The sequence below is a fragment of the Micromonospora sp. CPCC 205546 genome (genome assembly GCF_036902715.1).
In the GTDB taxonomy this organism is placed as follows: domain Bacteria; phylum Actinomycetota; class Actinomycetes; order Mycobacteriales; family Micromonosporaceae; genus Micromonospora.
Genome location: NZ_JBAKHL010000060.1, coordinates 14,743 through 37,667 on the forward strand (window position 1 = coordinate 14,743; position 22,925 = coordinate 37,667).

The 22,925-nt window shown below is 73.2% G+C and carries 17 protein-coding genes and 1 pseudogene; 1 reads left to right on the top strand and 17 read right to left on the bottom strand.

Annotation, left to right across the window (positions count from 1 at the left end; translation table 11 throughout):
- Positions 1-5 precede the first annotated feature (5 nt).
- The 10 genes and pseudogenes from V6U77_RS23510 to V6U77_RS23550 all read right to left on the bottom strand — a co-directional run bounded on the left by V6U77_RS23510 (position 6) and on the right by V6U77_RS23550 (position 13,266).
- On the bottom strand, positions 6-1,034 hold the full coding sequence (locus V6U77_RS23510) for an ABC transporter substrate-binding protein (protein ID WP_334608795.1): 1,029 nt from the start codon (positions 1,032-1,034) through the stop codon (positions 6-8).
- Positions 1,031-2,512, bottom strand: coding sequence for an MFS transporter (locus tag V6U77_RS23515; protein ID WP_334608796.1), 1,482 nt, complete (start codon positions 2,510-2,512; stop codon positions 1,031-1,033). Before V6U77_RS23515 ends, V6U77_RS23510 begins: the two co-directional genes overlap by 4 nt.
- On the bottom strand, positions 2,509-6,339 hold the full coding sequence (locus V6U77_RS23520; RefSeq protein WP_334608797.1) for an amino acid adenylation domain-containing protein: 3,831 nt from the start codon (positions 6,337-6,339) through the stop codon (positions 2,509-2,511). The genes V6U77_RS23515 and V6U77_RS23520 overlap by 4 nt, the downstream gene beginning before the upstream one ends.
- Positions 6,332-6,568 carry a phosphopantetheine-binding protein gene (locus V6U77_RS23525; protein WP_334608798.1) on the bottom strand — a complete coding sequence of 79 codons (237 nt, stop codon included), beginning with the start codon at positions 6,566-6,568 and terminating at the stop codon, positions 6,332-6,334. Before V6U77_RS23525 ends, V6U77_RS23520 begins: the two co-directional genes overlap by 8 nt.
- A 94-nt stretch (positions 6,569-6,662) precedes the next feature.
- The gene (gene scoE, locus V6U77_RS23530; RefSeq protein WP_334608800.1) at positions 6,663-7,535 is read right to left on the bottom strand and encodes a (3R)-3-[(carboxymethyl)amino]fatty acid oxygenase/decarboxylase; all 873 of its coding nucleotides are present in this window, start codon (positions 7,533-7,535) and stop codon (positions 6,663-6,665) included.
- A gap of 104 nt (positions 7,536-7,639) precedes the next feature.
- Positions 7,640-8,485 (bottom strand): alpha/beta fold hydrolase, encoded by an 846-nt coding sequence (locus V6U77_RS23535; RefSeq protein ID WP_334608802.1) that lies wholly within the window; start codon positions 8,483-8,485, stop codon positions 7,640-7,642.
- Between the two features lie 54 nt (positions 8,486-8,539).
- Positions 8,540-10,822 (bottom strand): heavy metal translocating P-type ATPase, encoded by a 2,283-nt coding sequence (locus tag V6U77_RS23540; RefSeq protein ID WP_442934491.1) that lies wholly within the window; start codon positions 10,820-10,822, stop codon positions 8,540-8,542.
- 126 nt (positions 10,823-10,948) lie between these two features.
- A pseudogene (locus V6U77_RS30100) lies at positions 10,949-11,089 on the bottom strand (cation transporter); the annotation flags it as partial.
- Positions 11,076-12,089, bottom strand: coding sequence for a hypothetical protein (locus tag V6U77_RS23545; RefSeq protein ID WP_334608804.1), 1,014 nt, complete (start codon positions 12,087-12,089; stop codon positions 11,076-11,078). The gene V6U77_RS23545 and the pseudogene V6U77_RS30100, both read right to left, overlap by 14 nt.
- A 154-nt stretch (positions 12,090-12,243) precedes the next feature.
- A complete protein-coding gene (locus V6U77_RS23550) occupies positions 12,244-13,266 on the bottom strand; it encodes a 3-oxoacyl-ACP synthase III family protein (RefSeq protein ID WP_334608805.1) in 1,023 nt (340 codons plus the stop codon).
- 626 nt (positions 13,267-13,892) lie between these two features.
- Here V6U77_RS23550 and V6U77_RS23555 point away from each other — a divergent pair.
- Positions 13,893-15,077 carry a sensor histidine kinase gene (locus V6U77_RS23555; RefSeq protein WP_334608816.1) on the top strand — a complete coding sequence of 395 codons (1,185 nt, stop codon included), beginning with the start codon at positions 13,893-13,895 and terminating at the stop codon, positions 15,075-15,077.
- Between the two features lie 169 nt (positions 15,078-15,246).
- Here the strand turns inward: V6U77_RS23555 and idi are convergent, their stop codons facing one another.
- The 7 genes from idi to V6U77_RS23590 are packed head-to-tail and all read right to left on the bottom strand — an operon-like array spanning position 15,247 to position 22,477.
- The gene (gene idi / locus V6U77_RS23560; protein ID WP_334608806.1) at positions 15,247-15,831 is read right to left on the bottom strand and encodes an isopentenyl-diphosphate Delta-isomerase; all 585 of its coding nucleotides are present in this window, start codon (positions 15,829-15,831) and stop codon (positions 15,247-15,249) included.
- Between the two features lie 21 nt (positions 15,832-15,852).
- A complete protein-coding gene (locus V6U77_RS23565; RefSeq protein ID WP_334608807.1) occupies positions 15,853-16,818 on the bottom strand; it encodes a prenyltransferase in 966 nt (321 codons plus the stop codon).
- Positions 16,819-16,877: 59 nt separating this feature from the next.
- Positions 16,878-17,684, bottom strand: a complete 807-nt coding sequence (locus V6U77_RS23570; RefSeq protein WP_334608808.1) for a TauD/TfdA dioxygenase family protein — start codon at positions 17,682-17,684, stop codon at positions 16,878-16,880.
- Positions 17,681-18,667 (bottom strand): isocyanide synthase family protein, encoded by a 987-nt coding sequence (locus V6U77_RS23575; RefSeq protein ID WP_334608809.1) that lies wholly within the window; start codon positions 18,665-18,667, stop codon positions 17,681-17,683. Before V6U77_RS23575 ends, V6U77_RS23570 begins: the two co-directional genes overlap by 4 nt.
- Positions 18,664-21,414: a helix-turn-helix transcriptional regulator gene (locus V6U77_RS23580; RefSeq protein ID WP_334608810.1), complete on the bottom strand. Its 2,751-nt coding sequence runs from the start codon at positions 21,412-21,414 to the stop codon at positions 18,664-18,666. Before V6U77_RS23580 ends, V6U77_RS23575 begins: the two co-directional genes overlap by 4 nt.
- A 45-nt stretch (positions 21,415-21,459) precedes the next feature.
- Positions 21,460-22,251, bottom strand: coding sequence for a thioesterase II family protein (locus tag V6U77_RS23585; RefSeq protein ID WP_334608811.1), 792 nt, complete (start codon positions 22,249-22,251; stop codon positions 21,460-21,462).
- 52 nt (positions 22,252-22,303) lie between these two features.
- Entirely contained in the window at positions 22,304-22,477 is a 174-nt protein-coding gene (locus V6U77_RS23590; RefSeq protein WP_334608813.1) for a hypothetical protein, read from the bottom strand.
- Positions 22,478-22,925: the final 448 nt, after the last annotated feature.

Here is a 22,925-nt window from a genome sequence, read left to right on the forward strand (position 1 = left end):
GGCGCTCAGAACGCCTCGGGGTGCGCGGCCTGCGCGATCTTGGCGACCGCGAGGTGGTTGCTGGGGCCGAGGTAGATCGAGTCGGACAACACGACGTAGCGGTTGTTCTTCGCCGCGTCCCACTGCGGGAACTGGGCGAGCAGCTTCTTCGCGTCCGCGTCCGGATCCTTCGACATGTAGTTCACCACCAGCAGGACGTCCACGTCGGCCTTGGCGACCTGCTCCCGGGAGAGGTTGGCGAACATCTGGTCGGTGGCGCCCTCGAAGGCGTTCACCGCACCCGACCTGGCCATGATGTCGTTCCAGATCCCCTTGCCGCCGACCGAGCTGAACTCTCCGCCCATCGCCATGCCGGGAATGATCAGCATGACCTTCTGCTTCGGCAGGTTCGCGGTCTTCGCCCCGACGGCGGCGATCTGCGCCTTCGAGTCGGCGATGATCTTCTCGGCCCGCTCGGACACCCCGAAGATCGCGCCGAGGTCGCGCAGCAGCGCGTAGCTGTCCTCGACGGTGGGCGTACCGGAGACCGTGCCGACCTCGCCGCACGAGCTCTTCGGGGCGTACGTGTTGGCCCCGACGGCCGCGAGGTCGTCGCGGGTGGCGAAGCCCGCCTCGGCGCGGAAGCCCCCGTCGTAGGTGGAGAGCACGAAGTCGGGCGTCAGCCCGATCATGGCCTCGCGCGGGATGTCCGACATGTCGTTGAGCTTGATGTTGCCCGTCGGCAGCTTCTTGATCGCGTCGACCCGGCCCTCGACCTCGGAGGCGCCGTAGGACTGCGCGTTGGCGACGATCCGGTCGGCGACGCCGAGTTCCAGCAGCGCGGAGACCTCCGCGACCGACCCGCCGTTCATCACGACCACGCGGTTCGGCGCCTGCTCGTAGGTGTACTTCTTGCCGCAGTTGGTGATGGTCACCGGGTAGCCGGCCTTGGGCACCTCGCTCGACAGGTCGGCCTCGCTCCTGGCCGCCGTGCAGGCCGTCGAGAACAGCAGGGCGGCGACCGCCGCCGCGAGGGGGAATCGCTTGAGTTTCATCCGGTCCTCCGAGCAGTTGACGTGGCGACGGGCGTCGGCGCCGCCGCCCCTTCCGGTTCCGCTGCCGCGGCAGTGGGCTTGGGCAGGTGGTGCAGACGGACACTGACCAGGCCGGCGCAGGTCGCGGAGGCCGCGAGCAGGAGCGCGGTGACCGCGAAGGCCGTCGCGTGGTCGGCGAAGGGCACGCCGGGGTCGCCGGGCGTCGCGCCGAGCACGGTGCGGTAGCAGACCCCCGCGACGGCGACCCCGAGCGCCAGGCCGAACTGCGTGACGGTGGTCGCCATGCCGGACGCCGCGCCCGCCTCGGCGGGCCTGACCCGGCCGAGGATCCCGGCCACCAGGGGCGAGACGACCAGGCCCTGCCCGAAGCCGGCCAGCGTGACCACCGCGACGAGCATGGGAGCCTGCGCGGACTCGGGAGCCTGGACGACCCCCGCGCTGGCCAGCAGGACGGCGGCCAGCAGGCCGCAGCCCCAGACCGGGGTCGGCGTCGTCACGAGGCGCCCCACCCGCCGGTTCGCCGCGGAGCCCAGCGAGAAGCCGATCCCGAGCGGCACGAACATCAGCGCCGCGGTGAGCGGCGTGAAGCGCAGCCCGGTCTGCAGGTAGTAGGTGAACACGAGGAAGAGCCCCGAGTTCGTAGCGAACAGCGCCAGCACGGTCAGCAGGGACAGCCGCATCCCGGGGGCGGTGACGACCCGCGGCGGGAACAGCGGGTTGCCGCCCTCGCGGTGCAGGCGCCGTTGCTGGTTCACGAGCACGACGGCCACGGCGAGCGCGACCGGCACCCCGAGCCACAGCCACGCCGGGCCGCCCGGCCCGAAGACCAGCGGTACGAGCAGGGCGGGCGCCGCCACGACGGTGAGCGCCGCGCCCGCGAGGTCGAGCCGCTGCGAAGCCTTCGGCACGGTACGCGGCAGGATCCCGCCCAACGCCAGGATCGCGATCCCGACGGGCACGTTGACGAGCAGCGCCGGCCGCCAGCCGAGGCCCGCGATGTCCGCCTCGACGATGAGGCCGCCGCCCGCGATGCCGCTGATCACGCCGAGGCCGATCACGACGCCGTAGACGCTGATGGCCCTCGCCAGCCGGTCCGGGTCCGGCACGGTGGCCCGGATGATCGCGAGCACCTGGGGGGCCATGAACGCCGCCGCGGCGCCCTGCAGGAAGCGGGCCACGATGAGCAGGTCGGCGTCCGGCGCGATGCCGCACAGCAGCGAGGTCACCGTGAAGCCGGCGACGCCCCAGAGGAACACGGTGCGCTGCCCCACCCGGTCGCCGAGCCGCGCGCCGGTGACCATCAGGGCCCCGAACGCGATCACGTACGCCGCGCCGACGAACTGGATCTGGTCGAAGCCCGCGTCGAGGTCGCGCTGGATGGACGGGCTGGCCACGTTGACGACGAACCCGTCCACCTGGGTCATGAACGTCGCCGCGAGGACCGCGCCGAGTCCGAGCCGTTCACGCCGTTCGCTCATGCTGCCCTCCGAAGGTCACCGACAGGTGCGAGTACGGCGCCGACCCGCGCCAGGGGACCGGCGGCGAGCATGCCGTCGTGGGTGCAGTCGAGTCGGTGCACGTCGATGCGTCCGTCGACGTGTGGCTCCCAGCTCTGCGGGCCGGGCCAGTCCGGTGTCTTGCCGGCGGCCGCCTCGAGGACCAGCACGTCGCCGGTGAGGCGCCTGGGCGTCCAGCCGGCGGCGAGCCGCGAGTTGCGCGCGAAGGCGTCGTACGCGAGGCCACGCTGCGCCTCGTCGAGGCCGCCGAGGACGGCCTGGCCGAGCACCGCGGCGGCGGCGTCGTGCTCGCCGGGCGGCGGCAGCTCCCGCCAGGCGGCCGGGACCGGGTACGAGTCGAGCAGCGCGAGCAGGGCCACCGGCTCGCCGGACTCCGCGAGCTGCGTGGCCATCTCGTGGGCCACCAGTCCGCCGAACGACGCGCCGAGCAGGTGGTACGGCCCCACGGGCTGGATCTCGCGGATGCGGCGCACGTGGTCGGCGGCCAGCTCGGCGACGCTGGCGCAGTCCGTGGCGGCGACCGACTGGAGCCCGTACACCGGGCGGTCGGGCAGGCTCCCCAGCAGCGCGGCGTACGACCACGCCAGCCCGGTGGCCGGCGCGACGCAGAACAGCGGCGGCCCGCTCCCCCGCGTCCGCAACGGCAGCAGCACCGCCGTGGAGCCGCCGGAGGTGCCCGTGGCGAGCGCGGGCGCGAGCTTCGCGACGGTCGGCGCCTCGAACACCGTACGGATGCCGATCTCCACGCCGAACTCCGCGCGCACGCGGCCCATCAGCCGGGCGACGAGCAGGGAGTGCCCGCCCAGCGAGAAGAAGTCGTCGTCGATGCCGACCTCCGGCAGGCCGAGCAGCTCGGCGAAGAGACCGCACAGGACCGCCTCGCGGTGGTCGCGCGGCGCGCGGCCGTCGACCGTCGCGGTCAGGTCCGGCGCGGGCAGCGCCGCGCGGTCGAGCTTGCCGTTCGTGGTACGCGGGATCGCCGCCAGCGCGACGAACGCGGGCGGCACCATGTAGTCGGGCAGCCGCTGCGCCACGAACTGCCGCAGCGTGGCGGGCTCCGGCGCGGCGTCGCCCGCCGGCACGACGTAGCCGACGAGCCGCGTCTGACCGGGCGCGTCCTCGCGGGGCACCACCGCCGCCTGGGCGACCGCGGGGTGGGCGAGCAGGACCGCCTCGATCTCCCCCGGTTCGATGCGGAAGCCACGGATCTTGACCTGGTCGTCCGCGCGGCCGAGGAACTCCAGGGTGCCGTCGCGCCGCCAGCGGGCCAGGTCGCCGGTGCGGTACATCCGGCCGCCCGGGGGCCCGAAGGGGTCCTCCACGAACCGCTCCGCGGTCTGCTCCGGGCGGTCGTGGTAGCCACGGGCGACCGGCGCCCCGGCGAAGTACAGCTCGCCCACCGTGCCGGGCGGCACGAGCCGGCGCGCCGGGTCCAGCACGTACGCCCTGGTGTTGCTGAGCGGGCGGCCCACGATCGGCTCGGCGCTCTCCGCGAGCCGGCACCAGAGGGTGTCGACCGTGCACTCGGTGGGGCCGTACAGGTTGTAGACGGTCATGCCGGCGTCGCGCAGGGCCGCCCAGAGCGCGGGGCCGGTGGCCTCGCCGCCGAGCGCGAGCACGGCGGGCCGGTGCCGGCCGGCGTCGAGGAAGCCGTTCGCCACCAGTTCCTCGGCGTACGTGGGGGTGATGTCCATGAAGTCGATCCCGTGCCGGTCGACGTAGTCGAGCATCGCGGCGGGGTCGCGCCGCCGGTCGTCGTCGACGAAGTGCAGCTCGTGGCCGTCGAGCAGCCACAGCAGCCCCTCCCACGAGGTGTCGAACGACAGCGACGCGGACAGCGCGGCCCGGCACACCCGGCCGCCGGCCGCGGGCCGGATCATCGTGTCGCGGTGGTGGTGGAAGAGGTTCACCAGCCCGCGGTGCTCCACCACGACGCCCTTCGGCACGCCGGTCGAGCCGGACGTGTAGATGAGGCAGGCCGCGTGCTGCGGCGCGTGACCGGTGTCCGGCACGGGCGCGTCGGGCGCCCCGGCCAGCTCCGCGACGGTCGCGGCGGCGTCGGTGAGCAGGACCGGGACCTCCGACTGCCGGTGGCCGGCCCACAGCGCCTCGGTGGTGAGCAGCACGACGGGTGCGCTGTCGGCGAGCATCGCCGCGACCCGCCGGGCGGGCAGGTCCGGATCGACGGGCACGTACGCGGCGCCGGCCTTGAGCACGGCGAGCAGCGCCACGATCGCCTCCGAGGTGCGGGGCAGCAGGAGCGCCACGTACCGGTCGGGTCCCGCCCCCCGCGCGACGAGCAGGCGGGCGAGGCGGTCGGCGCGGCGGTCGAGTTCGGCGAAGGTGAGCGTGGCGTCGCCGGCCACCAGCGCCGTCCGGTCCGGGGTCGCGGCGGCGTGGGCCGCGAAGAGCGCGTCCACCGTCACCGCCGGCAGGGGCCGGGCCGTGTCGTTCCACTCCTGGAGCAGCAGCCGGCGCTCGCCGTCGAGCAGCAGGTCGGCGTCGGCGACCGGCGCGTCGGGGGCGTCGGTCACCCGACGGAGGAAGGCCAGGAACCGGGTCAGGTGACCGGTGAGTTCCTCGTCGTCGTAGCAGTTGGGGTTCGCGTCGAGGACGATCCGCAGGCCGCTGCCGTCCGCCCGGTCGTACACGTGGACCACCAGGTCCTCGACGAGCCCGGCGCTGACGTTGTGCACGACTGCGGGCTGCCCGGCGAAGCGCAGGCCGTAGTCGAACGGCATGATGTTGACCGACGGGCCGAACAGCTTGCGTTCGCTGGCGACCATCCGCAGGTCGCGGCGCAGCTGCTCGTAGCGGTAGCGCAGGTGCGGCCGCCCGGCCCGCAGCTCCGCCGCCACCTGGCCGGCGAGTTCCGCCAGCGTGGCGGTGGGCTCGACGCGCACCCACAGCGGCACGACGTTGGTCACCATGCACGGCACCCGCAGCGACACCGAGCCGAGGCGCGCCATGACGGGCAGCGCGAGCGTCAACTCGTCCGCGCCGGTCATCCGGTGCAGGTACGCCGCGAAGGCCGCGACGAGGGTCTCGCTCCACGTGGTTCCGGTGGCCTTGGCGACGGCCTTCAACGTGTCGACGCCGGCGGCGTCGAGGTCGGCGGTGGCGCGCAGCACCGTCCGCGCCAGCTTCCCGCTGCGGCGGGCGAGCACCACCGGCGCCGCCCTGTCCCGCGCCCGCGACGTCCAGTGCTCGCGTGCGGCGACGTACCGGTCCGAGTCCGCGAAGGCACGGTCCTCGTCGACGACGGCGGCCAGCGATCCGAACGTACGCGGCGGCGGCTCACGCCCCTCGACGAGGGCGGTGTACAGCTCGGCCACCCGGCGGGCGACGAGGGACAGCCCGTAGCCGTCCAGGGCGATGTGGTGCACGCGCTGGTACCAGAGGACGTGCTCCGGGCCGAGCCGCAGGAACGCCTGCCGGAACAGCGGGTCCTTGCGCAGGTCGACGGGGGTGTCGAGGTCCGCGCGCATCCAGGCCGTCGCGGCGGCGCGGGGATCCGGCTCGGCGCTGGTGTCGACCAGGTGCACCGGCCACGACCCGTCGTCGCGCGGGCGCTGCCACGGGCGCCCGTCGGCGTCCTCCTCGAACACGACGTTCAGCGCCTCGGCCTCGCCGACCGCCCCGCGCACCGCCGCCTCCAGCGATCCCAGGTCGACCGGGCCGCGGATCTCCACGTACTCGGCGGTGTTGAAGGCGGGGCTGTCGGGGTCGAACTGCTGGCCGGTCCAGATGCCCTCCTGGGCGGCGCCCAACGGCAAGGGCTCAGTCATCCTGGCCCACCAGCAGCTTCACCCAGTGCTCCACCGTGGGTCGCTCCGCCAGCTCGACGAAGCTGACCCGGGCCCCGGCGTCGCGCCACCGCTCCATGAGGGTCATCAACCGCACCGAGTCCAGGCCGCAGTCGAACAGGTCCTCCGTGTCGAAGCACTCGTCCGGGCGACGGTGGAGCAACTCGGCGACGTCCGCCCTGATCGTCGCCGCCGTCAACTGATCTGCCACGTCATGCCTCTCCGACCTCGTGCGATGTGGACACCGGTGGGATCCGACGGTCGACGCCGTCGGATCCCACCGCGGATCGAACGTCCGTGAGGGACTAAGCGGCGTCCACGTCGTCGTAGACGGTGACGCGGTAGGACACGGCCGGCTCCGGCGTCGCGGTGTGCAGCGCCCGGTGGACCAGGCTCTGGTTGTCCCAGAGGAGCATGTCGCCCTTCTCGAACGTCTGGAGGTGGATGTTCTCGTGCTCGTAGGTGCGGTCGAGCTGGCCGGTGGCCGTGAGCAGCTCCGTGAGCAGCTCCGGCCGGTCGTTGCCCTCGGCGTCCTGCACCGACAGCGTGAAGCCCTCGCTGATGTACAGCAGGGTCTCGTCCGTGTGCGGGTGCGGGAACGCGAGCGGGCTCGTCACCGGCGGGGTCTTCGCGTTGACCTCGTCGATGATCTCCGAGATCGGCCGGTAGACGTCGGTCGGCCGGATCTTGAAGTAGCGCAGCACGCTGTGCGTCGCCGTGGTGTCCTTGACGGCCAGCTTCAGCTCCTCGGAGAGCTGCTCGTAGGCCGTCGCCAGGTTGATGAAGTAGGTGCCGCGGTTCTTCGACGGCACGACCTGCGGGTAGATCATGGTGATGTCGAACGGGCGTGGCATGAACTGGTAGTCCGAGTGCCAGAACTTGCCGGTCTTCGGCACCCCGATCTGGCGGCCGTCCTCCTCCTTGACGTTGGAGGAGACGAACACCTCCTTCACCTCGGGGTGGTGGTAGACCGGCTCGTAGTACTCCGCGACCCGGCCCAGCCGCTGGCCGAGCGCCAGGAACTGCCGCGGCGACAGGTCCTGGTTCTTCAGTACGACGATCTTGTTCGAGTAGATGGCCTTCTTCAGCTCGACGATGTCCTGCGCCGAGGCGGTTTCCGCGTCGAAACCCTCCACGATCACGCCGAACTTCTTTCCAGCCTGCGGGGTGATTTTCATTCGCACTCCTCTGAGCGGTGGTCCCGGGTGCGGGTACCTCAGTAGTCGCGTCCGGTCGGTCAACAGTTCCCGCCCCGACGGATGTGCGGGGCCGAATTGCCAGCTCAATTACCGCGCCGTGGGTTCACATTTCCGCGGGCTCCTCTGCGATTCTCGGCCTGCCTTTCCCGCAGCACCTGGGTGTGACAGGCATGGATGACGGCAGCGGCGCCGTGCGGGTCGTCGCGTACGACGAAGTGACCGCTGCCGGGGATGACGAAGTGCTGCGCCCTGGGGAGCACCTGCCGGGCCCGCAGCGCGTCGCGCAACGGGACGACGCGGTCCTGGTCGGCCCACACGAGGTTCACCGGCGTCGTGTCGGCGGCGTCACCGCGGAACGAGTAGAGCCCCGCGGACCCGGCCAGGGCGGACAGGTCACTGGTGATCATCGACGTCACGTCGGCGGCGGCCACCTCCGCTCGCAGTGCCGCGGGCCGGGCCGACACGCTGCCCATGACCATCCTGCGGACCACTCCCCTGGTGAGCAGCCGCCCGCGTGTCCTCGGTCCCACCGCGGCGGTCAGCCGCAGGATCGCCCGGGTCCGCACCACGCAGATCGAGGCGTGGCTGGCCGCCCGGAACCCGATGCTGCACAGGGCGGTCACCGCCGCGACGGGCACCCGCCGCGCCAGTTCGAGCGCGATCACCCCGCCGAGCGAGTGCCCGACCACGTGCGGCCGGCGCAGTCCCAGCGCGGCTATCCGCTCCGCGACGTACTCGGCGAGCCTCGGCACGACGTCCCGGTCGCACGCGAGCCCCGGCACGCTGCCGTGGCCGGGCAGGTCGATCGCGAGGGTCCGGGCGAACCCGGGGATGCGTTCGACGACGGCGTCCCAGCTCGCCCGGTTCAGCCCGGCCGCGTGCAGCAGCAGGAGCTGAGGATCCTCCGCGAGCCGGCTCGGCTCGGCCATGGTGCGGCTCCGTTCTCTTCCGTGCGGGGCCCGCCCGCGCGACACGTGCACGGGTCAGGAAGCGGTGACCATCGCCGCGCGCGACGCCTCGACCGTGTCGGCCCGATCCGGGAGGTCGTTGCCCGCGAGCGCCTTGAACCGGCGCAGCCGCAGGCTGTTCGACACCACGAACACCGAACTGCCGGCCATGATCAGACCCGCCAGCATCGGATTGAGCAGCCCGCTGGCGGCGAGCGGAATGGCCGCGACGTTGTACGCGAAGGCCCAGAACAGGTTGCCCTTGATCGTGGCGAGGGTGCGGCGCGACAGCCGGATGGCGTCGGCGACCACCCGCAGGTCACCGCGTACCACCGTCAGGTCGCCCGACTCGATCGCGACGTCGCTGCCGGTGCCCATGGCGATGCCCAGGTCGGCCTGCGCGAGCGCGGCGGCGTCGTTGACGCCGTCGCCGACCATCGCGACGACCTTGCCGTCGGCCTGCAGCCGCTTGACCAGATCGACCTTGCCCGCGGGAAGCACCTCGGCGACCACGTCGTCGATCCCGACCTCCGCCGCGATCGCCGCCGCCACCGCCGCGTTGTCGCCGGTCAGCAGGATCGGGTGCAGGCCCAGCCGCCTGAACTGCGCCACCGCCGTCCGGCTGGTGGGCTTGACCCGGTCGGACACGACGAGGATCCCGCGCAGCGCGCCGTCCCAGCCGACCATGACCGACGTACGTCCCGCCGCGTCGGCCGTCGCCCTGGCGGCGGCCAGCTCGGCGGGCAGCTCGGACGCCCAGGCGCCCAGCAGCGACGCCCGGCCGACGATGACCTCGCGCCCGTCGACCGTGCCGCGCACACCGACGCCGGCCTCGCTCGCGAAGTCCGCCACGGCGGGCAGCTCCCCGCACCGTTCCCGCGCGCCCGCGACGACGGCCCGGGCGATCGGGTGCTCCGACGCGCTCTCCAGGGCGCCGGCGAGCCGCAGCAGCTCGACCTCGCTCTCCCCGTCGACCGGTACGACCTCCACGACGGACATCTCGCCGGTGGTCACCGTGCCGGTCTTGTCGAGCACGACGGTGTCGACGGTCCGCGTGGACTCCAGCACCTGCGGTCCCTTGATGAGGATGCCGAGCTGCGCGCCCCGACCGGTGCCGACCAGCAGCGCGGTGGGCGTCGCCAGCCCCAGCGCGCACGGGCAGGCGATGATCAGCACGGCCACGGCCGCGGTGAACGCCGCCGCCGCCGGCTGCCCGGAGCCGAGCCAGTAGCCCAGCGTGGCGAGCGACAGCGCGATCACCCCCGGCACGAACACGGCCGACACCTGGTCGGCGAGCCGCTGGACGGCGGCCTTGCCGGTCTGCGCCTCCTCGACGAGCTTGGCCATCTGCGCGAGCTGCGTCTCGCCGCCGACCCGCGTGGCGCGTACGACGAGCCGTCCGCCGGCGTTCACCGTGGCGCCGACGACCTCGTCGCCCGGCCGCACCTCGACGGGCACGGACTCACCGGTCAGCATGCTCGCGTCGACGGCGGAGGAGCCCTCCTCCACGACCCCGTCGGTCGCCACCTTCTCCCCCGGCCGCACCAGGAACCGGTCGCCGACCGCGAGCGCCGAGATCGGCACGGTCGCCTCGACGCCGTCGCGCAGCACCGTCACGTCCTTGGCGCCTAGCGACAGCAGCGCGCGCAGCGCGGCGCCGGAGCGGCGCTTCGCGCGGGCCTCGAAGTACCGGCCGCAGAGGATGAACAGGGTCACACCCGCGGCGACCTCCAGGTACATGTTGCCCTCGCCGGGCGTCCGCTCCAGGGTGATCCGGAACGGGTGCCGCATGCCGGGTTCGCCGGCGGTGCCGAGGAACAGCGTGTACAGCGACCACGCGAACGCGGCCAGCGTGCCCACCGAGACCAACGTGTCCATCGACGCGGCGGCGTGCCGGAGGTTGGCGAAGGCGGCCCGGTGGAACGGCCACGCGCCCCACACCACGACCGGCGCGCTCAACGTCAGGCAGGCCCACTGCCAGTATTCGAACTGCAGCTGGGAGAACATCGACATCGCGATGACCGGCACCGCCAGCACGGCGACGACCCAGAGGCGGTGGCGGGCGGCGCGCAGCTCACGGTCGTGCTCGGCCTCCTGGGTGGCCGCCGTATCCTCGGCGTCCGCCGCCGGCGCGGCGGGCGGGTGCACCGGCCGGGCCGTGAAGCCGATCTCCTCGACGGCGGCGATCACCCGCGCCTGCGTGACGCCGGGCGGGACCAGCACCTTCGCCTTCTCGGTGGCGTAGTTGACGGTCGCCTCCACCCCCTCGATCGAGTTGAGCTGCTTCTCGATGCGCGCCGCGCAGGCCGCGCACGTCATGCCGCCGATCAGCAGTTCGAGGTGGTTCTCGGTTCTGGCCGTGCGCGGCTTCACCGGCCGGGCCGTGAAGCCGATCTCCTCGACGGCGGCGATCACCCGCGCCTGCGTGACGCCGGGCGGGACCAGCACCTTCGCCTTCTCGGTGGCGTAGTTGACGGTCGCCTCCACCCCCTCGATCGAGTTGAGGCGCTTCTCGATGCGCGCCGCGCAGGCCGCGCACGTCATGCCGCCGATCAGCAGTTCCAGGTGGTTCTCAGCCGTGGCCATGCTCGGTGCCCCCCTCGGTGCCGCCGCCGGTCGTGTCGGCGGGGACAGCGGCTCCGCCGTTGCGTACGGCCTCCTCGTTGCGGGCCTTGGCCGCCGCGAAGGCCTCCTCGGTCAGGCCGTGCGGCGGCGGGTTGGGGCCGTTCACGCGCAGGGTGAACGACGCGGTGCGCACGACGCCCTGGTGCTGGAAGTCCAGGAACAGCCGGTAGTCGCCGAAGCTGGGCGCGGTGGCGTGGAACAGGATGTCCGGACCGGGAGCGGTCTTCCCGTCGCCCGGTGTGCCGTCGGGGTGGACGTGCAGGTACGCCATGTCGCCGTCGCGCAGCGCGACCAGGTGCCCGAACGCGCCGAGGTACGGCTCCAGGTCGGTGACCGGCTTGCCGTCCTTCGCGACGCTGAGCGTCAGCTTGCCGCTCTTGCCGGGCTTGAGCTCGCCGCCGAGGGTCACCGTGTAGCCGTCCACCGTCGAGGTGGTCGACGGCGCGGGCAGCGCCTCCGGCCGGTAGTCGCCCGAGACCGACACGTCCGCCCCGAGCGTCTCGCCGTGGATGCCCCACAGCGGCATGTAGTCGGCGAAGACCCGGTACTCGCCCGCCGCCGCGAAGGTCAGCGGCACCCGCCACACGCCGTCCGCGCCGAGGTTCGGGTGGACGTGCTGGAAGTTCGTCAGGTCGCGCCGCGCCACGATGAGGTGCATCAGCTTCTCGTGCTGCGGCTTGTACTTCACCAGCGGCGTGCCGTCGTGCTGCAGGATCTGGAAGGCGAAGGTCTGCTTCGTGCCCGCCCGGACGTTGTCCGTGATCACCTTCAGGTTCATGCTCTCGTGGGTGAGGGTCAGGCCGTACGAGGACTCCTCGGCCACGGCGGCCGGCTTGGCCGCTGGTGCGGCTGCGGGTGCCGCGGTCGGCGGGGGCCCGACCACGCGGCCGACGGTGTAGGCGCTCCCGAGCACCAGCACCAGGGCGAGCGCGAACGCGCCGAGCTTCGTCAAGGTCTTCATTGATAACCGTCCTGTGTCGACAGGGTTGGCGTGCAGGTGGGCAGGGGGCGGAGAGCCGCCCTCGGGCGGTCTGGTCCGGCACGGGGGTCGGCCGGGCGGCCCGTCGCCCGTGCGGGCGGCGCGGGCTCCGGCGTGCGGTGGCGGGCCGGCGTGCTCACCGGTCACCGCGGGGGTCCGGACCGGACGCCCGGCCCCACCGCAGCAGGCACGCCCCGAACGACATCCCGCCGCCGAATCCCAGCAGTAGGACGAGGTCGCCGTCGCGGAGCAGCCCGGCGCGGTTGGCGTGGTCGAGGGTGAGCGGCACCGACGCGCTGCCGCAGTTCGCGTACTCCTCCACCGTGCGGTGCGTGTGCGCGGCGGTGAGCCCGCACGCGCGGACCAGTTCGTCGAGGAGCAGGCCGTTGGGCTGGTGCGGCACGACGTGCGCGACGTCCGCCGCGCCGACTCCCGCCCTGGCCAGCAGCTTGTCCACGAACGGCGGGACCTCCTGCAGGACGAGCTCGGTGACGCCGCGGCCGCGCATGCGGAAGAAGTGGTCGCCTTCGGCCACGGTCGTCGCCGACGCCGGAAGCCTGCTGCCGCCCGCCGCCACCCGGATCAGCTCGCCGGCGTCGCCCCTGCTGCCCAGCTCGTACTCGACGACGCCTCGCCCCGGTGGCACCGCCCCCACGACGGCCGCGCCGGCGCCGTCGCCGAACAGCACCGCGGTACGCCGGTCGTCGAAGTCCAGGATGCGCGAGTACACGTCGGCGCCCACCACGAGGGCGTGGGTGCCCGGCCGGTCGGCCACCAGCGACTGCGCCAGGACCAGGGCGTGCACGAATCCCGCGCAGACCGCGTTGACGTCGAAGCACGCGGCCGAGTACGCGCCGAGACGCTCCTGCACCAGGCAGGCCGTCGGCGGCTGCGGGTGGTCGGGGGTCGACGTCGACACGACGAGGTAGTCGACGCGGTCCATGCCGAGGCCCGCGTCGCGCAGCGCGCGCCCGGCTGCCCGTACGGCGAGGTCCGACGTGGCCTCCTCCGCCGCCGCGAAACGGCGCGAACGAATGGCGGTCTTGCGCACGATCCATTCCGGGCTCGCTCCCGGTACGCGGCGCGCGATTTCCTCGTTCGGCAATGCTCGCGCGGGCACCCAGGATCCGGTGCCCAGAATTCCGACGGATGAGGACACAACAGCCTCCAGAGAGGAGAGGCATTTCGTGACTGCAAATTACCGAGCCGAGCCATCGACCGCAATCATGTACGCCACCGATCGCCACGCCCCGCCGCACAAATTACCGAGCGATGGCGGAAACGATTTCGGGGCGATGGAACGGGCAATTTCCGAGCCGCCCCGGCCCCTCCCGCGGCGCGCCAACGCACGGTTCACCCGTGCAGTTCTCCATGGGGCGGGCGTGACACGTGACGGATGGGCCGCGCCGCGGCACCACCGCCATGCTGACGGGATGACCGACCGCCGCGGCGAGGCCCGGGCACGGCCGGCGGCCCGCGGGGCGGCGGACGCCGGGTGTCCACGCCCGACGCAACGACCGAAACCGGACGGAGACCATCGATGGCAGTGCGGATCGTCGAGACGACCCGCCCCGGGAGGAGGCCCGAGTGGCGTCGCCCCCAGGAGGCGACGGTTCGGTCGGAGCCACCCGGGCGCGAACTGAGCGTGACCGATATCATGCGTTACGTGCCGACCGGAATCTGGCGGGCGGCGCCGACCGCGAATTCGGCCGCGTCGGTGCGTCCGGCGACAGGCAGGCCGGCGCCGCCCGGCCCGCGACGCGTACACCGGAAGCCGTGGCGCTGATGGCCACCGGGACCCGCCCCGCCGGCCGCACCCGGCCCGCCGCCCCGGCCCGCTTCCTGTCGGCGCCGGGTATGCGTCGGGCCAGGCTGTGCATCCTGGCCGGCGCCGCCGGCGGGATCGCGGCATGCGTGTTCCTCGCCGCCCTGCAGATGCGTCGCGAGCCCGAGCCACGCGCGATCGTGCTCGGCTCGGTCGGCGTTCTGCTCCTGGTCATGGCGCTGGTCGGGGCGCTGTACCGGTCGGTCGTGCCGTGGCCGGCGGCGGGGGTCAGGCGGATGCTCGCCGGCTGCGCCACGGTCGCCGTGCTGTCCGTGCCGCTCGTCGGCCCGGTCGGCGCCACCCCGGGGCGGGCCTCGGCGTTCGTGGGCGCCGCGCTCGTCGGGGTGGCGCCGCTGCTATTGCCGGTGCGCTACTCGGCGACCCTGATGGCCGCGACGGTGCTGGTCGCCGCGGCGACGGCCTGGTGGCTCGGCGGCCCCGTGCGCGACACGGTGACCGTCACCGTGGTGCTCGGGCTCTCCGTGGCCATGTGGAACGTGCTGCACCTGTGGTTCTGGACGTTCCGGGCGCAGGCCCGGGTGGGACGCGACGCCGTGGCCCGCCTGGCGGCGGCCGAGGAGCGGCTGCGGTGCGCCCGGGACGTCTACGCCCTGCTCGCGAACGAGCTGTCGGCGATCGTCCTCAAGGCCGAGCTGGCGTCGCGGCTGGCACTGGTCGACGGCGAGCGGACCAGGAAGGAGACCGCCGAGATGCGGGCGCTCGCGGCGGCCGCCCAGGCCCGGATGCGCGAGGCCGTGCACGGCTACCGCAGCGTCGGTCTGCGGGAGCAGGCGGACACGGTGGCCCGGGTGCTGCGCAACTCCGGCGTACGGTGCACGGTGACGCAGCCGGCGCAGGACCTGCCGCCCGCGCTCACCGGCCCGCTGGTGTCCGTGCTGCGAGAGGCGGCCACCCACGTGCTACGCCACGGCGAGGCGCGCTGGTGCACGATCGAGATCACCCGCGAGGCGTCCGCCGCGCGGCTGACGGTGGTCAACGACGGCGCCGGCGACGACGGCCCCGACGTCGCCGCCAGCGGGCTGCCGGCGCTGGCCGATCGCCTACGGGACGCGGGCGGCACGCTGCGGGTCTGGCGGCAGGACGAGAAGTCCACGGTGCAGGCCACCGTCCATACCGGGTCGTGACCGGGGCAGAGGGTGCGCAGGCCCAGGGCGACGGCCGACGGCGTTCCGTGCCCACCACGATGGACGGGTACGGAACGCCGTGGGACCACGCGCGCGACGGCCGTCGGAGGCTCCGCCGACCGCGGTGCAGGCCGCGGACGGCCGACCGCACCGCGCCGGCGGGCGCCGTTCAGGCGGTGGCGGTCAGCGCCCCTCCGGGCAGGAGGCACTCGTCGGCCGTGGGCCAACGCGTCGGATCGTCGCCGAGGGCGATCAGCTCGGCGACCTGCAGGCGGCACCACGGCGACACCGAGACGTCGCCCGTGCCCACCGCGTACACGAAGTCCGCCCAGTCGACCCACTCGAAGTCGCCGATGGCGGCCGGGTCCGGCGTCGGACGCTCGTCGGTCACCACCCGGAACACCGGCGACACGGCGTTCTCCGCCACGCCGTTGTCCATCACGGCGCGGTACCGGAACGCGGGCAGCACCAGCTCCGGCGCGGGCGCCGCCAGGCCGAGTTCGGCGCGTACGGTGCGGGTCACCGCCGCCGGGACCGGTTCCCCCGGCACGGGGTGCCCGTAGCACGAGTTCGTCCAGACCCCCGGCCAGGTACGCGTCCGGTCGCTGCGCATGGTGAGCAGCAGCTTCGCGTCGCTGGTGAAGACGTAGCAGGAGAACGCCAGGTGCAACGGCGTACGCAGGTGGTGCACCGTTGCGCCCTCGGTGGCGCCCACCGGCCGTCCCTGTTCGTCGAGCAGCACGACCTGCGCCATGGTGTCCCTCCCCACGGGGATTCAGCTCGCCTGTGCGAAGGCGGCGGCGATCACGGTTCCCCACCCGGTGCTCGCCACCTGCAACGGCACCAGCTTCGCGCGCGGCCGCAGGAACGCGAGCGCGTCCGCGAGGGGCTTGCCGCGTACGCCGCGCCAGGTTCCCGACACGTGCCACAGCGCGAACGCGATGGCCGCGATCATCGGCACGGCCCCCCAGGTGAAGCCGCCGATGGCGAGCACCGACACGCACACCGTGGAGCCGCCGACCGCGATCAGCCCGCTCGCGACCGCCATCGCGCGGGACAGGCCCAGCGCGCGTACGCAGGTGCGGATGTTGAAGGCGGCGTCCTCCGGCCAGTCCTCGGCGGTGTTGACCATGACGATGCCGACCTGGTTCAGCCCGAATCCGATGATCACGGCCAGCAGCGGCCACGACAGCTCACCGGGCACGGACCGGACGACGACGAGCATGGGCAGCCAGATCAGCACCGCGGCGAGGCCGGGGATCTGCCCCACGCCGGAGCTCTTCAGGTGGACCGGCGGGATGGAGTACTGGGCGCCGATCCAGAGGGTGAACGCGACCAGGGGCAGGATGTCCCAGTGCCCGGTGCGGAACGTGAAGTAGGCCGCGAGGGCGAGCACGCCCGCGCCGGTGGCGGCGATCTGCCAGCGGACGTTGCGCAGCCCCAGCCCGTACACCGCCTGGGACAGCCACGTCTTGTACACGGCGTCGACGTCACGGTCGGCGTACGCGTTGGTCATGTCGATGAAGTGCATGATGGACAGCGCCATCACGATCACCAGTGCGAAGTGGACCGAGGCCAGGGTGCCCCGGTCGTCGACCGACAGCAGCGACGGGATCGCGTAGATGGCCAGCATCACCGGCAGGAACTCGACCCGGCGGATGCGGATGGAGTGGTAGATCGGGCGCCGCGCGGTGGTGGGCGCCGGTGTGGACGCGCCGGTGCGCGCCTCGTCGACGGTCATGGTGTCTTCCTTCGGGGTTGAGGACCTCGGGTGGCGCCCGCGAGCGGCCCCGACCGTGGTCAGAGGATCTGGATCCGCTGCAGGTGTCGGGAGGAGTTGCCGCGGAAGGCGTTGCGACCGTGCAGCAGCGCCTGGTTGTCGACCACGACGATGTCGCCGTCGACCCACTCGTGGTGGTAGCAGACGTCCGGGTGGTGCAGCCGGTCGCGCAGGTCGGCCATGAACGGCTCGGCCTCCTGCGCCGATCTGCCGCCGATGGACACCCACACCGGGTTGCGGTAACGCTCGGGGTCGAGCGGCTCGCCGTACCGCATGATCGTCTCGCCGGTCTCCGAGTGCGTGGCGAGCAGGGGCGACACGGTCTCGCCGCCGTAGTAGCCGAGCTTCTCGGTGCGGTAGCTGACCTCGGTCGCCGCCCACTCGCGCACCAGCTCGGGCGAGGCGCGCCGGATCACGTCGGTGCTGTCGGAGAACACCGTCTCGCCACCGCCGCCCGGCACCGGCGCCTCGACGCACTGGAAGAGGAAGTACCGCGGTGCGGCCCGCGCGAACGCGCCGTCCCAGTGGAACGGCACGTCGGTGCGGCTGAACAGGTAGTTCTTCGGGTCCTCCTGGACCACCAGGTCCAGCACGGCACCGAAGTCCCAGGTCAGCACCTCGCCCCAGCTCTCGCAGTAGGCGACGAGGTCCTCCCTGCTCAGCAGGGGGAAGCCGCGCAGCACGACCACCTTCGACTCGATCGTCCAGCGCTCCAGCGTCGCGGGCGCGACGTCCCGCAGGTCGGCCCCGTCGTCCTGCGCCGTCACCAGCGTGCCGAACGGCGCCAGCGGCACCCGCTGCACCCGCAGCTCGTCTGCCGTGGTCATGACGCGATCTCCTCCTGCCGGAAGTGGGGGTTGACGTAGTGGCTGGGCCGGCCGTTGCGCCAGACGAGCGAGGCCCGGTCGTTCTCGGCCTGGCTGCGCTTGACCAGCGTCAGGGTGACGCCGTCGTCGAGGACGACGCCGTGCCACGGCGTGAGCCAGCTGTCCCTGGTGCGGATGAGGTGCAGGCCGATCTTCTCGGCGTGCCGGGGCTGCGGGTGGATCGACAGCCGCAGCGAGTCGGGGAACCTCGTGCCGACCAGGTCTCCCCAGGCCCGGCTGCGCCGGATCATCTGGTAGGCGAACTCCTTGCAGTGCTCGCGCAGCTTCGTCCGGCTCAGGCCGGGGTAGAGCGGGGCCTGGTCCTCGAGCATGAACCGGTGCATGCCGTTGAACAGCGACCGGGCGCCCACGTCGGTGAGCACCTCGGCGCGGATCTCCTCCGGGGGCGTGGCGTACCCGTCGAGCAGCAGCCGGCGCATGTCGTCGTAGGGCATCGCCCCGAAGGCGTCGTCGAGCGAGTACATCGACACCGCGGAGGCGCCGGTCTGGTCGATGATGCGCTGCAGCTCGCTGCGGTACGCGGTCACGTCCTCGTCGGGGATGCCCAGCAGGTCGGAGAAGACGTGGCCGTCGGAGCAGATGAGGATGCGCGCGCCCGTCGGGTGGTAGTGGCTGACCTGCTCGCAGAAGGACTGGAGGAACTCCACGGAGATCCGCTCACCGAGGTCGGGCAGCGACCCGACCACCTTCTCCGGGTTGCGCGACTTGGCGGGGAACGCCGGCAGCACGAAGTGCAGCGGCTCGCCGCTGCGCAGGTAGCGGCCCACCCGGTCCTCGTGGACGGCGAAGCAGGCGTCGCACGGCCGCGCCCCGCACGGGTCGTCGGCGTGCTCGAGACGGCGGAAGCGGAAGACCAGTTCGAGTATCTGCCGGGCGAGCGCGCGCTCCCGGGTACCGACCTGTTCGTCCTCGGCAACGGTCATGGCGTGTCCGATCGCATCGTGGTTTCCTTGTCGCCGCCGGAGGACGAGCCGACCGGGGCGACACGCCGGCGTCGCGCGCCTCGCGCGCCCTTCGGCGGGTCGATGTGCACCAGCTCGGTACGCGTGCTGATCTTCAGCTTCCGGTAGGCCCGCGTCAGGTGCTGCTCGACGGTGCTGACGGTGATGAAGAGCCGGTCGCCGATCTCCCGGTTGGTGTGCCCGCGGGCGGCCAGGTTCACGACGCGGCGCTCGGCGTCGGTCAGCGTGGCGAACCCGTCCTTCGCGCTGGCGACCCCGGTGTCCAGGGTCTCGTCGGACGGCTTGAGCTTGCGCCGCAGCAGCTCGGCGTGGCAGCCCTCGGCGAGTTGGAGGGCGTGTGCGCCCATCATCTTGGCGCGACCGAACTCGCCCAGGGCGTGCCCGGTCTGACTCAGGTCCGCGAAGACGTGCGCCAGCTCGTGCCGGTCCCCGCTGGCGTGCAGCAGGTCCATCGCCTCGCGCAGCAGCACCTGGCGTTGCTTGGGCGCGTACGCCGCCGCCAGTGCCCGCAGACCCATGCCCTTGGCCCGCGGGGCGTCGCCGCCCGGCAGCGCGAGATGCTCGGTGACCAGCTTGCGGGCCTGGTCCGCCCGCCCCATCCGCACGTACAGCCGGGCGAGGTCGACCCGCCACGGCAGCGTGCAGGGGTCGTCGGCGCCCCAGCCCACCACCAGCTGCCCGGTGGTCTGGAAGTCCGCGAGCGCGGCGTGCCGCCGGTCCACGGCGTCGTAGTAGACGCCGCGCGCCCGCAGGTACTGCGGCCAGAACAGGCTCCGGCGCATCGCGGCCGGCGTCGGCTCCCGCAGGGCCGCCTCGGCGCCGGCCAGCTGCCCGGTCATCGTGCAGGCGAGCACCAGGTGCGCGAGCGGCGAGCCGACGGCGACGCCCCAGGCGGCGGACGACATCGTGGCCAGTGCGTCGCGCGCGTGCCGCTCGGCGGCGGCGAGGTCGCCGCGGCACAGGGCGAGCGCGGCCCGCACGTCGGTCAGCACCGCCCGCCAGCTCGTGATCTCGTGCGACTCGGCCTCCTCGGCCAGCTTCTCGCACCAGTCGGCGGCACGGTCGAGGTGGTCGGCGCGGATCAGCACCCGCAGCGCGTGCCACACCGACTCCAGCAGGGAGTCACCGGGTCGGGCGCGTTGCAGGACCTCCTCGGCGTGGTCGACCGCCGCGTCCCGGCCGGGGTCGCCGGGAGCGTCGCCGCCGTGCGGGTGGCACTGCCGCAGCCACTCCCGGGTGGCGAGGTGCTCGGCCCCGAGGTCCGGATCGGGGTGCGTCGTGAGGTCACCGACCCGGCCGAGCGCCTGCGCCGCCTCGTCGTACCGGCCCTGCCAGGCGAGCGACCGGGCGAGCAGGAGCGTGTCGGACTCGTCGAGGAGGCCGGCGCGTGCCGCCTCCGCCAGGGAGGACAGGTGACGCGGCACCGCCTCGGGGTCGCTGCGCCAGTGCACCCTGACGAGGCCCGCCTCCACGGCCGCCCGCTCGCGATCGTCCTGGGTGGACCTCAGCGCGAGTTCGAGACAGTCCGCGGCGTGCCGTACGGCGCCGCCGACGACGGCCTCCCCGGCCGCCGCGACCAGCACCGGCGTGGCCCAGGGCCCCACCGGCTCGCCGACGCCCACCAGGTGCGCGGCCACCTCGGCGGCGGACGCGCCGTCCTCGTGGAGCAGGCGCGCGGCCCGCGAGCGCAGTGCCGACTGCGTCTGCGGCGGGCAGTCGTCGAGCACCGCGGCGCGCACGGCCGGATGGTGGTAGGAGTGCCCCCGGGTGAGGCCCGCCTCGGTGAGCGCGCCGAGCACCTGCCGGGTGGTCGCCGCGCAGAGCCCGACCAGGCCGGTGACGAGGTCGGCGGGGGCGGACGGGCCGACGATCGCGAGCGCACGGGCCACGTCGAGCAGCCGGGGGTCGCTGCGGTGCAGGCAGGCGAGCGCGGCCTGCACGAACGACTCGCCCACCGTCGGCGCGACGTCCCCGTCGGTGCCGGTGAGGGCGTCGTCGAGCAGCGCGTGCACGAGCATCGGGTTGCCGCCGCTGACGGCGTGCGCCGAGGCGGCGAGCCGCCGGGCGGCCTCCGGGCGGATCCGCTCGGCGAGCAGCTGGCCGACGCCCTCGGGCGACAGCGGGAGCAGCCGCAGGTGGCGGCAGTGCGGCTGCCGCGTGAGCTCCGCCCGGAACACCGCCGCCTCGGGCCGCGCGCCGACGCACCCGCTCAGCACGAGCAGCACCCGCGCGAAACGGATACGCCGTTGCAGGTAGAGCAGCGCCTGCAACGACAGGGGATCCGCGAACTGGACGTCGTCGACGACCACCGCCAGGGGCCGGTCGGCGGCGGCGTCGAGGAGGACCTGGCAGACGTCCTCCAGCAGTTGCCCGTCACCGTGCCGCAGGGTGGCGGCGCCCTGGTCCACCGCCGGCCCGGCGTCCCGCCGCAGCAGCGGCAGGTGGTCGGTCGAGGTGGTCTGGGCCCGGAGGCTGTGGAACAACTGTCCCACCACCCCCAGGGGGATCGTGCTCTCCGCGACCGAGCAGGCCGCGGTCAGCACGAGTGCGCCGTCGTCGGCGGCCAGCTCGGCCAGGGCGTTCACCAGTCGGGTCTTCCCGCTGGCGACGCCGCCGTCGACCAGCGCGACCCGGCCCTGGCCCTCGGCCGCCGTCGCGTACGTCTCGGCGAGGTCGGACAGCAGGTGTTCTCTCTCGATCAGTGCCATGTGGGTCACCTCCGGACACTCCTGAGGCTCGGGTCGACCGGCGACTCACCCCGGTTGTTCGGCGTGGGCGACCGTGACGGCGCCGCGCGAGGCCGAGCTGAGCGACCGGGTGTGCGCCCTGATGCTGCGCAGCACCGCGGACATGTTGTCGTTGAGATAGAAGTGGCCGCCCGGGTGGACGACGAGGTCGAACGCCGCGTCGGTGTGTTCCCGCCACGCCTTCGCCTCGTCGACGGTCACCCGCGGGTCGCTGTCGCCGATGTGCGCGACGATGGGGCAGTCCAGGCGTGGCCCCGGCCGGTACTCGTAGGTCTCGGCCGCCGCGTAGTCGGAGCGGATGGCCGGCAGGACCATCCGCAGCACGTCCTCGTCCTCCAGCAGCGCGCTGTCGGTGCCCGCCAGGGCGCGCACCTCGGCGATCAGGCCGGCGTCGTCCCGCAGGTGGGTCCGCTCATCCTTGTGGAGGTGCGGCGCCCGCCTGCCGGAGACGAACAGCGCGGTCGGGCCGACGCCCGCCCGCCGCAGTCGCAGCGCGACCTCGAAGCCGATGGTCGCGCCGAGGCTGTGGCCGAAGACGGTGACCGGCCGGTCGACCAGCGGCAGCAGCGCCGCCACCAGTCGGTCCGCGATCTCGTGGGCCGAGGTGAGGCCCGGCTCCCGCAACCGGTCCTGGCGACCGGGGTACTGGACGGCGAGCACGTCGACCTCGGGTGCGAGCGTCCTGGCCACCCGGGCGAAGTAGCTCGCCGATCCGCCGGCGTGCGGCAGGCACAGCAGCCTGGTCGCCGCCTCGTCCGCCGGGTGGAACCGTCGCACCCACAGCTCGGTGTCCGTCATCTGTCGTACCCCCGCTCGTCAGCTCGTGGTCGCCGGTGCCGGTCGCACCGCGTCAGCGGCCGGTGTCGGCCCGGGCCTCGCTCCAGCTGATGGTGGTGGGCCGGACCGCCGCCAGGTCGCTGGTGGTCCAGCTGTCCACGACGTCGATTCGGAGGTCGCCCTCCGCCGGGGCCTCGGCACCGTCGAAGAAGAAGGCATTGAGGATTTCGGTCGCATTGACGGACATGGGAGTCCCCTCTCGCACAGCTTGGCCCGGTGGTGCGGATCGCCACTTAAACCTGCTGGACGGGGGTGTGTTTCAACAAGGCCTGCGCTCATGGTCTGGGCGAAGGTTCATCACAGCCGATTCATGAATCGCTCATACCTGTCAGGCGCGGCAGATCCGGTGACTTCTGTCAATACCCGATCCGGCCGGCCACGCGCCGGACGCCCTTCGTCAACGGGGTGGCCCGCACCCGGGGAAGGCGCTGCGCGACAGGGGTCACCGACCATCCGCCGGCGGACGCAGCGGCCCGGGGGAATTGCCCCACACCCGCCGGGGGGACAAACTTCGGCAGCTCACGGGCACCTTTCCCCGTACGGCCGTGCGCCGTTCATCCGGCCCGGATGACGGATTCACGCCCCACCACCACCCGACAATGCCTGACCAGCAACTCCACACTGCCAACCCGATA

Bases quoted from the DNA above. Each gene is read 5' to 3' on its own strand.
- V6U77_RS23575 (WP_334608809.1), bottom strand. From the start codon at position 18,667: ATGACCGTTGCCGAGGACGAACAGGTCGGTACCCGGGAGCGCGCGCTC.
- V6U77_RS23570 (WP_334608808.1), bottom strand. From the start codon at position 17,684: ATGACCACGGCAGACGAGCTGCGGGTGCAGCGGGTGCCGCTGGCGCCG.
- idi (WP_334608806.1), bottom strand. From the start codon at position 15,831: ATGGCGCAGGTCGTGCTGCTCGACGAACAGGGACGGCCGGTGGGCGCC.
- scoE (WP_334608800.1), bottom strand. From the start codon at position 7,535: ATGAAAATCACCCCGCAGGCTGGAAAGAAGTTCGGCGTGATCGTGGAG.
- V6U77_RS23535 (WP_334608802.1), bottom strand. From the start codon at position 8,485: ATGGCCGAGCCGAGCCGGCTCGCGGAGGATCCTCAGCTCCTGCTGCTG.
- V6U77_RS23585 (WP_334608811.1), bottom strand. From the start codon at position 22,251: ATGACGGACACCGAGCTGTGGGTGCGACGGTTCCACCCGGCGGACGAG.
- V6U77_RS23580 (WP_334608810.1), bottom strand. From the start codon at position 21,414: ATGGCACTGATCGAGAGAGAACACCTGCTGTCCGACCTCGCCGAGACG.
- V6U77_RS23590 (WP_334608813.1), bottom strand. From the start codon at position 22,477: ATGTCCGTCAATGCGACCGAAATCCTCAATGCCTTCTTCTTCGACGGT.
- V6U77_RS23540 (WP_442934491.1), bottom strand. From the start codon at position 10,822: ATGACGTGCGCGGCCTGCGCGGCGCGCATCGAGAAGCAGCTCAACTCG.
- V6U77_RS23565 (WP_334608807.1), bottom strand. From the start codon at position 16,818: ATGACCGTCGACGAGGCGCGCACCGGCGCGTCCACACCGGCGCCCACC.
- V6U77_RS23510 (WP_334608795.1), bottom strand. From the start codon at position 1,034: ATGAAACTCAAGCGATTCCCCCTCGCGGCGGCGGTCGCCGCCCTGCTG.
- V6U77_RS23545 (WP_334608804.1), bottom strand. From the start codon at position 12,089: ATGAAGACCTTGACGAAGCTCGGCGCGTTCGCGCTCGCCCTGGTGCTG.
- V6U77_RS23515 (WP_334608796.1), bottom strand. From the start codon at position 2,512: ATGAGCGAACGGCGTGAACGGCTCGGACTCGGCGCGGTCCTCGCGGCG.
- V6U77_RS23520 (WP_334608797.1), bottom strand. From the start codon at position 6,339: ATGACTGAGCCCTTGCCGTTGGGCGCCGCCCAGGAGGGCATCTGGACC.
- V6U77_RS23555 (WP_334608816.1), top strand. From the start codon at position 13,893: ATGGCCACCGGGACCCGCCCCGCCGGCCGCACCCGGCCCGCCGCCCCG.